The 3,090-nt window shown below is 46.1% G+C and carries 2 rRNA genes (1 of these 2 running past the window's edge); both read left to right on the top strand.

The features are described 5' to 3' along the window. A 23S ribosomal RNA gene (locus tag MC378_RS15045) occupies positions 1–2,688 on the top strand (it extends 199 nt beyond the left edge of the window). A gap of 190 nt (positions 2,689–2,878) precedes the next feature. Continuing rightward, a 5S ribosomal RNA gene (gene rrf, locus MC378_RS15050) occupies positions 2,879–2,988 on the top strand. Positions 2,989–3,090 lie beyond the last annotated feature (102 nt).

The following is a 3,090-nucleotide window of genomic DNA, read 5'->3' on the forward strand; positions in this document are numbered from 1 at the left end:
GGAAGAGAAAACAATAGTGATTCCGTTAGTAGTGGCGAGCGAACGCGGATTAGCCCAAACCAAAGTTGTTACGGCAATTTTGGGGTTGTAGGACCACAATATTCGATGCTAAGTGAATTAGAACTGTTTGGAAAGACAGACCAAAGAGGGTGATAGTCCCGTAAAAGTAAGCGAAGTTATTGATAGTGGTATCCTGAGTAGTGCGGGACACGAGTAATCCTGTATGAATCCACCGGGACCATCCGGTAAGGCTAAATACTCCTGAGAGACCGATAGTGAACTAGTACCGTGAGGGAAAGGTGAAAAGAACCCTAAGTAAGGGAGTGAAATAGAACCTGAAACCGTACGCCTACAAGCGGTCGGAGCATCATTTATGGTGTGACGGCGTGCCTTTTGCATAATGAGCCTACGAGTTACTGTTTCTAGCAAGGTTAATTGATTAAGTCAAGGAGCCGTAGCGAAAGCGAGTCTGAATAGGGCGCTTTAGTTAGTAGTAGTAGACGCGAAACCGAGTGATCTACCCATGGGCAGGTTGAAGCTGTAGTAACATACAGTGGAGGACCGAACCAGTTGACGTTGAAAAGTCTTTGGATGACCTGTGGGTAGGGGTGAAAGGCCAATCAAACTCGGAAATAGCTCGTACTCCCCGAAATGCATTTAGGTGCAGCGTTGTGGTAGAGTTTTATAGAGGTAGAGCTACTGATTGGATGCGGGGGCTTCACCGCCTACCAATTCCTGACAAACTCCGAATGCTATAAAATATACACAGCAGTGAGGGCATGGGTGCTAAGGTCCATGTCCGAGAGGGAAAGAACCCAGACCATCAGCTAAGGTCCCCAAATATATGTTAAGTTGAAAAAACGAGGTGAAATTGCTTAGACAGCTAGGATGTTGGCTTGGAAGCAGCCATTCATTTAAAGAGTGCGTAACAGCTCACTAGTCGAGCGATTTTGCATGGATAATAATCGGGCATAAACATATTACCGAAGCTATGGATTTACGTTGAAAGACACGTAAGTGGTAGGGGAGCATTGTAACCTGCGTAGAAGGTGTGCTGTGAGGCATGCTGGAGTGGTTACAAAAGAAAATGTAGGCATAAGTAACGATAATGCGGGCGAGAAACCCGCACACCGAAAGACTAAGGTTTCCTCAGCGATGCTAATCAGCTGAGGGTTAGTCGGGTCCTAAGGCGAATCCGAAGGGAGTAGTCGATGGATAACAGGTTAATATTCCTGTACTTCTTATAATTGCGATGGGGTGACGGAGTATTGAAAGCACCGCGTACTGACGGAATAGTACGTTGAAGACTGTATCTATAAGATCTGTAGGCAAATCCGCAGATTTTGGAGAAAGTTGATAGTACCACAAAGCTTCGGCTGCGTGGATAGTGTGCCTAAAAGCTTCCAAGAAAAACCTCTAAGCTTCAGATTATGAGAACCCGTACCGTAAACCGACACAGGTAGTTGGGATGAGAATTCTAAGGTGCTCGAGAGATTCATGGCTAAGGAACTAGGCAAAATAGACCCGTAACTTCGGGAGAAGGGTCGCCCTGTAGCAATACAGGGCCGCAGTGAAAAGGTCCAGGCGACTGTTTATCAAAAACACAGGGCTTTGCTAAATTGAAAGATGATGTATAAGGCCTGACACCTGCCCGGTGCTGGAAGGTTAAGTGGAGTTGTTAGCTTCGGCGAAGCAGTGAAATGAAGCCCCAGTAAACGGCGGCCGTAACTATAACGGTCCTAAGGTAGCGAAATTCCTTGTCGGGTAAGTTCCGACCTGCACGAATGGTGCAACGATCTGGACACTGTCTCAGCCATGAGCTCGGTGAAATTGTAGTATCGGTGAAGATGCCGATTACCCGCAGCGGGACGAAAAGACCCCGTGAACCTTTACTATAGCTTAGTATTGGCTTTGGATAAGTAATGTGTAGGATAGGTGGGAGACATCGAAGCAGCGTCGCTAGGCGTTGTGGAGTCATCCTTGAAATACCACCCTTTGCTTATCTAGAGTCTAACTCAGAGATGAGGACAGTGCTTGGTGGGTAGTTTGACTGGGGTGGTCGCCTCCAAAAGAGTAACGGAGGCTTCTAAAGGTACCCTCAGCACGCTTGGTAACCGTGCGTAGAGTGCAATGGCATAAGGGTGCTTGACTGAGAGACATACAGGTCGATCAGGTTGGAAACAAGAGCATAGTGATCCGGTGGTTCCGCATGGAAGGGCCATCGCTCAAAGGATAAAAGGTACTCCGGGGATAACAGGCTGATCTCCCCCAAGAGCTCATATCGACGGGGGGGTTTGGCACCTCGATGTCGGCTCGTCACATCCTGGGGCTGGAGAAGGTCCCAAGGGTTGGGCTGTTCGCCCATTAAAGTGGCACGCGAGCTGGGTTCAGAACGTCGTGAGACAGTTCGGTCTCTATCTGCTGTGGGCGTTAGAAATTTGCGTGGATCTGACTCTAGTACGAGAGGACCGAGTTGGACTGACCTCTAGTGTATCTGTTGTTCCGCCAGGAGCATGGCAGAGTAGCTACGTCGGGAAGGGATAAGCGCTGAAAGCATATAAGCGCGAAACCCACCACAAGATGAGATTTCTTTAAAGGGTCGTGGGAGATTACCACGTTGATAGGCTATAGGTGTAAAGGCAGTAATGTCATAGCCAAGTAGTACTAATAACCCATAGACTTATGTACGCTTCTTGCTCCCGAAAGGGAGCAAGAGACACTCTTTTTTGTTTTTGAAACTTACAATATTATTTTACCATATGTTAACTTATACAGTTGGTAGTAAAAAAATTGACAGTAGTCAGTAGTAGTAAAACAGTTTAATCGCTGTAAACTGAGACTGAAAACTGAAAATTAAAACACTGCATACTGAAAATCTTAGGGTGGTTATAGCATTGGGGCTCACCTCTTCCCATCTCGAACAGAGAAGTTAAGCCCAATAGCGCCGATGGTACTGCATTTATGTGGGAGAGTAGGTCGCCGCCTTTCTTAATTCTTTTTAATAAGAATTTTATAATCCTCATATCTTACGATATGAGGATTTTTTTTTATACAAAATTTATTCAAATTGATTTTTGTTCTAATTGTGAA

The organism is Polaribacter marinus (assembly GCF_022662535.1).
Taxonomy (GTDB): Bacteria; Bacteroidota; Bacteroidia; order Flavobacteriales; family Flavobacteriaceae; genus Polaribacter; species Polaribacter marinus.